The following is a 7,337-nucleotide window of genomic DNA, read 5'->3' as shown; positions in this document are numbered from 1 at the left end:
GGCTCCACGGTGACGCTCTCGCCCGAGAGCGTCACCGTGGAGCCCTGGCACACCTGCTGGCCGGACGCCGCGCCGCCGCCCGCGTTCCCCGCGTCGCCGCCCTGCGCGCCACCGCCGGCCTGGGCGCCGCCGCCCGCCTGGCCGCCGCCCTGCTCGCCCGCCTGGCCGTTCTGCTGCCCGTTCTGCTGCCCGGCCTGGGAGCCCTGAGCCGACTCCCCCACCGTGCAGCCGGACGCGGCCTGCTTGCGCTTGATCTCCTCGACGACCGCCTCACGGTTGGCGATCCGCGCCTCGGACTGCGCGTCCGGGTTGGCCCGCTGGGCCTCGATGAACCTCAGGTTGTTGCCGAGGGCGGTGGCGAGCCCCTGGCAGACCGTCGAGTCCCCGGCGGACAGGGTGCGCGCGTTGTCCGGCTGCGAGGCGTTGGACGTGGTCGCCAAGGTGATGGCTCCGCCTCCCGCCACCACCGCGGCACTGGCCAGCAGCGCGATCTTCTTCTTCGTGCTGAGAGTTCTCTTGCGCGACATGCGCGCCTCCTCCAAGAGGTAGGGGGGCGTACGCCGCTATGTACGAGATGCCGAACGAAGTTACTCAGCGGTTACAGGAGTCAGTCAGTGTGAGCTGAGTCACGTGCGGGGTGGCGTGTGACTACTTCCGTCCGAGTGCGTCCCGTACCGCCTCCTCCGTCCGGGCCACCACCGCGGTGCCGTCGTCGGCGGTGATGATCGGCCGCTGGATCAGCTTGGGGTGCTCGGCCAGTGCCGCGATCCAGCGGTCGCGCGCCCCGGCGTCCCGCGGCCACTCCTTCATTCCGAGCTCCTTCGCGGCGGCCTCCTGCATCCGGGTGATGTCCCACGGCTCCAGTCCGAGCCGGCCGAGCACCTCCCGGATCTCGTCCTCGGTCGGCACGTCCTCCAGATAGCGGCGGACGGTGTAGTCGGCGCCCTCGGCGTCGAGCAGGGTGAGCGCGCTGCGGCACTTGGAACAGGCCGGATTGATCCAGATCTCCATGCGTCCCACGGTACCGGCCGGGTGCCCCGCCGGTGCCCGAGCACGCTCCGACGGAGCCCTCTGTTCGATTTTCCGCCGCCCCGCGAACCCCGTGCGCAGCAGCTGTGACAGGACCTCAAAATGCCGCTTGACCTGCATATTCGTGGGCTTCGCAGCCCTGTCCGATGTCAGTGCCGGGCAGTAGACTGGAAGCAATGTTCGAGAGCGTTGCGGGAAGTCTTTCCATGGCGCTCCCACCGCGACAGGAGGATGCCTGTGCCCGCTGCCGCACTGAAGCCGAAGCCGACCCAGTCCACCGCGAAGCGTCCTGTCCTGCTCGACCTGCCCTACGAACCCGTGCGGAAGCGACCGCTGCCGGCGGGGCGTCCGCGCGAGTGGTACATCACCCACAACCGCCGACTGAAGGCGATGCGGCTCGCCATCGCCCTGCTCGACCTGGGCGTCTACCTGCCGCACCAGGCCCGCAACGAGACGATCCGCAGCACCGCGGAGCTCATCGGCGTCCACCCGCCGTCGGACACCACGTGCCGCATGGTGCGGGAGCTGATGCGGTGCTCGAGCTGAGCCGGGGCCGCCGGGCGCCCCGCGTCCACGGGGCGCCCGGTGGCTTGGGGGGCGGAGACTGCGTTGGAGGGTTCACGCGGCGGATCGTAGGAACCCGCCGTGCTTACGTCTCGGGTCTGATCCGAGGAGAAGCAGGCGGCGAGCTTCGCGATGCGCTCCTCGGCCTTGATTTCGGCCGCCACGATCCAGACGTGGGCAAAAGGCCGTTCAGTTCCTCGACGGTCGGCGGTGTGGGCTTTCCAGGGATGTTGAGAAGAGGTCTGCGAACGGCTCGAAGAAGAGCTGCTCGGTTCCGTCGAGAGCTGGAGTCGGCACAGTCACATTCCTCCCAGCGGCGATACATCGGATCGTGGCCGAGTGTTCACGGCCGGCCTCGTTCAATGGACGGAGTCAGCGCGCTGAGCGTTACAGTCCACGGCCGGTCATGTCCGGTTGCCGTGGTGGAGGATGGCGGCCCTGGCTGCCCAGGCCAGGATGCTCTGTCCGCGGACGGACAGTCCGAGCCGGTTCCAGTGGAAGATCACGTGATAGCTGAGCACCTGTCTCAGCCCGCGGTTGAGTGTGCCTTCCTGAACGGCGTTGCTGAGTGCCTGCCCCGCACTCTGGAAGGCGGCGGCCCACTCGGCGATGGGCTCCAGGGGCCCGTCGGGGCGGAGCATGGCGTCGCTGTCGGCAAGGAGCAGGGGGCGGATCTCCTTCGCGCGCTTGGTGAGGAGATTCGCAGGTATGTCGTTGATGGCCGAGCGGTGTTCGTTCGTGATGACGCGGTCCCATACGTCGCCCTGCTCGTACCACTCCAGTCCGGCCGCGCGCATCATGAACGTGCAGAGGAGAACGGACAGTTCTCGCGGCCCGACGCCCAGGCCGTCACGGTGCCGCAGCCGCTGCGCTTCTCGGCTGTCTGTGATGAACAGGGCGTGTGCGGCCGTCATGCCGACCGGTCCTCCGAAGGCGGCGGTCTCGGGCTCATAGATGCCTGGCCACCACCGCAGCAGGTGCCCCTCGGCAACAAGGCGGTGCAAGCCGAGCCGGTTCAAGTCCTCTGTGAGGCTCGTCGTTCTGGCGCCCGGCCGGATGCGGAGGCGCAGGCGCCAGCAGGGGTGCTTCCGGATGTACCACCAGCCGTCGATGATGCCGGTGGCCTCCGCTTCTTGGAGCAGGGGCAGTACGTGGTCGGCGAAGGTGGCGTCGGCTTGCGTCCAGTCGGTGAAGTGGAGGTACGCCTGCCACCAGCCGTCGGGAGTGGACTGGCGGGTCAGGGCTTCCCGGCCGGCTTGGTCGTAGAGGGCCACGGCGTCGGACAGGATCGTCGGGTCCACCTCGTACTGGCGGGCGGCGTGGGGGAGTGGCAGGCCGCCGAGAACGGCGAGGATCGCGCGGTGCAGTGGCTCTGGTTCCGCCTGGATCAGTCGATCAGGAGACATGCGTCCCATCCGGTGGTCGGGGCCTGCTGGGAGGCGTAGGTGGTGAGGGCGAGCGCGGTGCCGGCGTCACCATTGATCAGCCCGGCCGCCGGGAGGCCGCCCGGCTGGGCCTGCGCGGCAAGGGTGTCGCCGAGGCGGGCCGGGAGGGTGTGAAGGCGGGCATCGATCGCGTCGGCGGCGGCCCGGGTGGCGGTCTGGTAGATGCCTGCCCAGCCGTGGCACAGGCCGGTGTCGGTGACCTGGGCGAGCTGGTGGGGGTCGGTCAGTGCCTGGTACAGGGCGTCTTCGTAGAACGCCTGGACGTCGGGGGCACCCAGGGCGATCCCGGCAAGTTGCCCGGCGCGTGCGATGCCGGTCGTTCCGTAGCACCAGCTCGGCCGGGCAGGGGCATGGTGGTGCGGGTGGCCGCGGTCGAGGTCATTGTGTGAGATGTGCTCGGGCCACCAGGGGCCGGCGGGTCCGTGCTGGCACCAGGCGTCGAGGTGTTCGCAGATGGTCCACATGGCTTCTCGGTGGCCGCTGACGGTGATGTCCCGGCGCATGGCCTGGGCCAGGAGGAGCAGGGGGCCGGTGATGCCGTGGGCGGCGCCGAAGTTGCCGTGCCCGCCGGGGAAGAGGGGTGACTCACCGCGGGCGGGGTCGTGGCGGACCCACCACCCGGGCAGGCCTCGTCCGCCGGGTGCGAGCGGACGGGCCAGGGCGACGAGGTACCGAAGGATGCGTTGCAGGGCGGGCCCCTCGGGCTCGGTGCGCAGGAAGTATGCGCCGATGCCGGTGAGGCCATGGAGCAGGTCGTACTCGGCGAATGTGGGGAGGGCGCCCGCGCGGATGCGGCTGAGTGCGGCATCGACGCGGCGATGGGCGAGGCGGGTGATGTGCTGGTGGAGGGTGCTGCGCGCGGCGTCGTACAGGTGTTGGAAAGGCGTCGGCACAGTGGTCAGGAGGAAGCCGACGGCTGGGGCACCGAGGAACAGTCCGGTGGTATCGGCCGCGCTGACGTGCCCGGCCGCTGTGGCGGTGATCCACCGGTGGGCAGGACGCCAGGAGCTGCCGTGGCGGGTGGCCGTCTCGATGTGGAGCAGGCTGATTCCGGCGGCGCCGTTGGCGAGGGACTGCGCCACCCACGGTTCGCCGGGGGGCGGGGGTGCGGGCTCGGCGAGACGGGCGGTGTATCGCTCGATGAGAGCCGCCGCGGTGGCGGCCGGCGCGGTCACCGGTTCACCGCCCGGTGCTGAAGGGCCACGGTCCGCACGAGCCGCAGGGTGGTCGCCTCGGCGTTCGGGCTGACCCCCAGGGCCCGCACGTGGTGCTGGTGCAGCAGGGTCCGGGCGACGGTGAGCGGGTCCCGTTCACCGGCCAGGGCCTCGCGGTAGGCAGCCAGTGCGTCGGCCCGGGACTGCCACGCATCGGTGACCAGGCTGCCGCCGGGAAGGTCTGCGAGAGCGGAAGCGCCGCCGGCGCACAGTTCGAGCATCTGCTGCCGCAGGCCCCGGTCCAGCCGCCCCGTGCCCTGGGGAAGGTGCTCCACGAGCCACTTCTCGGCCTCGGCGGTGCTGGGAGCGAGGTGGGTGACGAGGTTCAGGGCACTGGCCGCGGCAAGTGCCTGCGGGGCAAAGATCTCGGTGCGCTCGGCGAGCTGGATCTGCGCGAGAGCGGCGGCGGAGTCCGCCGCGAACACCCGGTGCGCGGCGTCCATGGCCGCCCCGCCGCCGAAGCGCCCGGTCTGCGGCTGGTAGGGGGCCAGGACGATCCCGGAGGCCAGGCCGAGCGTGTGCAGACGGCTGCCCCAGGCGTGGACGTGCTGAGCCGCGGTTCCGTATGTGTCCGGTCGCAGGTGCAGCGTGAGGTCGAGGTGCTGGTCGGCGTCCGGGCGAGCCATCTGACGGTGGCGGGTGAACCACCAGACCGGCCGGTGGTCGCCGAATAGGGTCAGGAGGTGGGGCAGGTGCTGACTCAGGATCTCGTCGTAGCGGCGCGGGTGGGCGTGCACCTGCACGTGGAGAACGTCGCCGGCGCCCGGAAGACAGCGTTCGATGACAGCCGGTGTGACCGCAGCGTACGGCCGAGGCGGATCGGCCGTCCCGGGCTGGGGCCGACCGAGGGAGAGCCATATCTCGTGGGCCCGGCCGATCCAGCCATGAGCGTCAGCGTCCGCAACTTCACGCAGTTCCAGACGCCGGAGATGGTCCAGGTGCGCGCGCAGCGCCCGGCGGTGGACCGGGTGGGACAGGTCGAGGGGGGAGGCGCTGGTCGTGCTCGACCATGGCGACCTGCGCCGGGACCCGAAGCCGGTCCCGCCAGGCGTCGAAGGAGTCCTCCCACTGCGTCATCGGGGCCTTGCGGCCCGGCAGGTCATCCGCGAACAGCAGCCATCGGGCCTGGGTGAGGATGGTGCGGCGGTAGCGCACCCGCGGCAGGAAGGGCAGCCGGGAGGCGGCGCCGAAGTCGAACGGCTTGTAGGCGGCGCAGCGCGCGGTGGCCACCTCGGCGAGGAAGCGGGCCAGGGGCGGGGTCTGGGTGCCGCCTTCGAGGGCGTGCAGGACCCGCACGTCGATGCGCCGGCCGGTGGACAGCTGCACGAGGTGGAAGCTGCGCGGGTCCGCGGTGACGGCGATGTCGGCGAGCTGGATCGTCGCCTCGTCCGTCGGCCGGTGGCCGGACAGCTCGATGACGTGCGGGAGCAACTGCGGAGTACGGGTGACGTTCTCGTTGCGGCGGCGGCGCGGCGGGAACGCCAACTGCGCGGACAGGACGCCCGGGGCGCCTCGGTAGGTGGCGGCGAGGGCGTCCTGCTGCTCGGGCGGCAGGACGTGTGCGAAGCGGCCGGCCATGCTGCTCCCGGGCCTGGGCGCTGAGGTCAGCGCCACGGTGAAGTGGCCGCGCGTCAGCGCCGTGGTGCTGGGAGAGTGGATCTCGAAGGCGGTCTCCAGCCTGGGCAGGAGCAGCCGCTCGTCGTGTCCGGCGGCCTTCTCCAGGGCGTCCACCGTCGCGTCGGTGAGCCGGAGTTCGTCGCTGTCGGCCAGGAGGACCTCCTGCACCAGGGCGAGCAGCAGTTCGTCGCGGTCGGTGAGCAGCTTCAGCGGGGCGCCGCGTTCGGAGCCGACATATCCGGCGGGCAGCCCCAGGCCGCTGTCGGCGACCAGATCCATCACCGGCACCAGGGCGCCGACGCCATACCGGGCGCGGAACCGGCGGTGGTAGTCGCGCCAGTGCTGGTAGCCGTAGGGCTGCGGGGTGGTCCGGTACAGGGCTGTCACGGCGGCCTGCACCTCGGCGATCACGGGCTGCGGGAGCTGCACGTCGCAGTCGAGAGCCGTGTCGGCGAGCAGCGGTGTCGGGGTGACGGTGGTGAGGGCGCGCATCCGCGTGGCGAGGGTTCTCACGCTGGTGCCGGGGAGTGCCGGCTGATGGGGGGACAGGTCGTCGCGTACCGCGTACAGCTCGCGGACCAGGTCCCGTACGTCCGGAACCTGGTCGGCGTGGTGCCGGTCCAGTTCGTCGCACAGGTGCTGGAAAGCGTCCACGGTGGTCATGGGCGCCCACAGGCTGCTGATGAGGAACTGCTGGTCGACCAGGCCCATCAGGAGTGCGTCGATTTTCTCCGCGGTGGCCTGCGGGAAGCGCTCGCGCAGGTGGGCATGGAGGTCCCCGTAGGGGATGGGGGACCGGGCCGCAGCCATCACGGCGGCCACCGGCCGGGTGTTGCGGACGGATATCTCGGCCGGGGCCAGGAGGAGGGCGTGGCCGTCGGACGGCGGGCCCGGCGCGACGAGCCGGTTTCCGCGGACGCGAGCGGCGTTGTTGGCGGCCAGCGGCAGCCGCCTGAGTAACGCGGGGCTGCGCTGGAGCCGCATGATCATGTCGGTGACCCATTCGGCGTCCGGCCGGATCACCGCACCGTGCTTGTCCCGCCATCGCACGCTCGCCCGCGGCCCGACGGACACGGGGGCGGTGCCGGCGAACAGTCCCATCGGGGTCGGGCGGTGCTGCCACCGCAGCAGGTAGGAGACCACCGACAGCGCGGTGCGGCGAACCTGCCGGGGCTCGGCCTGCCGCCCCTGGACGACTGACGCGATGGCGTCGGCAAGGACAGGGGTAGCCAGCTCCAGCGCGTTGTGGAAGTCCTCGTATTGCCAGATGCGGCTCAGCCATCCGCGGGTGACGGCCACGTCGTCCAGGTTGAGAGTGCGGGGTATGTCCGCCGGGTCAGGGCTGGTCGTGGCCCGCAGCAACGCGGCGCCTTGCCACTGGTAGTCGGCGACTGATCGGGAAGCCATGAGGCCCTTCCTTCAAACGGGGCGCGGGAAGAGGGGGGCGGCTGGTGGGCCGGGCGCAGCG

At 71.3% G+C, this 7,337-nt stretch carries 7 protein-coding genes; 1 reads left to right on the top strand and 6 read right to left on the bottom strand.

Features of this window, described 5'->3' with window-relative positions; all coding sequences use genetic code 11:
• The coding region (locus CCN35_RS24285; RefSeq protein ID WP_086794361.1) for a hypothetical protein at positions 1-527 on the bottom strand (527 nt) is incomplete at its 3' end.
• Between the two features lie 121 nt (positions 528-648).
• Complete coding sequence (locus tag CCN35_RS24280) at positions 649-1,011, bottom strand: arsenate reductase family protein (RefSeq protein ID WP_067391941.1); 363 nt, start codon at positions 1,009-1,011, stop codon at positions 649-651.
• 255 nt (positions 1,012-1,266) lie between these two features.
• Here CCN35_RS24280 and CCN35_RS24275 point away from each other — a divergent pair, with 255 nt between their 5' ends.
• Positions 1,267-1,575: a hypothetical protein gene (locus CCN35_RS24275; RefSeq protein WP_086794359.1), complete on the top strand. Its 309-nt coding sequence runs from the start codon at positions 1,267-1,269 to the stop codon at positions 1,573-1,575.
• A gap of 422 nt (positions 1,576-1,997) precedes the next feature.
• On the opposite strand, the gene CCN35_RS24270 is transcribed toward CCN35_RS24275, so the two are convergent.
• The 4 genes from CCN35_RS24270 to CCN35_RS24260 all read right to left on the bottom strand — a co-directional run bounded on the left by CCN35_RS24270 (position 1,998) and on the right by CCN35_RS24260 (position 7,276).
• Complete coding sequence (locus tag CCN35_RS24270) at positions 1,998-2,999, bottom strand: thiopeptide-type bacteriocin biosynthesis protein (RefSeq protein WP_086794363.1); 1,002 nt, start codon at positions 2,997-2,999, stop codon at positions 1,998-2,000.
• Entirely contained in the window at positions 2,981-4,213 is a 1,233-nt protein-coding gene (locus tag CCN35_RS24265) for a lanthionine synthetase C family protein (RefSeq protein WP_086794357.1), read from the bottom strand. Before CCN35_RS24265 ends, CCN35_RS24270 begins: the two co-directional genes overlap by 19 nt.
• Positions 4,210-4,995 carry a thiopeptide-type bacteriocin biosynthesis protein gene (locus CCN35_RS30105; protein WP_342748650.1) on the bottom strand — a complete coding sequence of 262 codons (786 nt, stop codon included), beginning with the start codon at positions 4,993-4,995 and terminating at the stop codon, positions 4,210-4,212. The genes CCN35_RS24265 and CCN35_RS30105 overlap by 4 nt, the downstream gene beginning before the upstream one ends.
• A gap of 163 nt (positions 4,996-5,158) precedes the next feature.
• The gene (locus tag CCN35_RS24260) at positions 5,159-7,276 is read right to left on the bottom strand and encodes a lantibiotic dehydratase family protein (RefSeq protein WP_342748649.1); all 2,118 of its coding nucleotides are present in this window, start codon (positions 7,274-7,276) and stop codon (positions 5,159-5,161) included.
• Positions 7,277-7,337 lie beyond the last annotated feature (61 nt).

Origin of the sequence: Streptomyces thermovulgaris, assembly GCF_002155915.1 — a bacterium.
Taxonomy (GTDB): Bacteria; Actinomycetota; Actinomycetes; order Streptomycetales; family Streptomycetaceae; genus Streptomyces; species Streptomyces thermovulgaris.
This window is presented reverse-complemented; position numbering and strand designations above follow the sequence as displayed.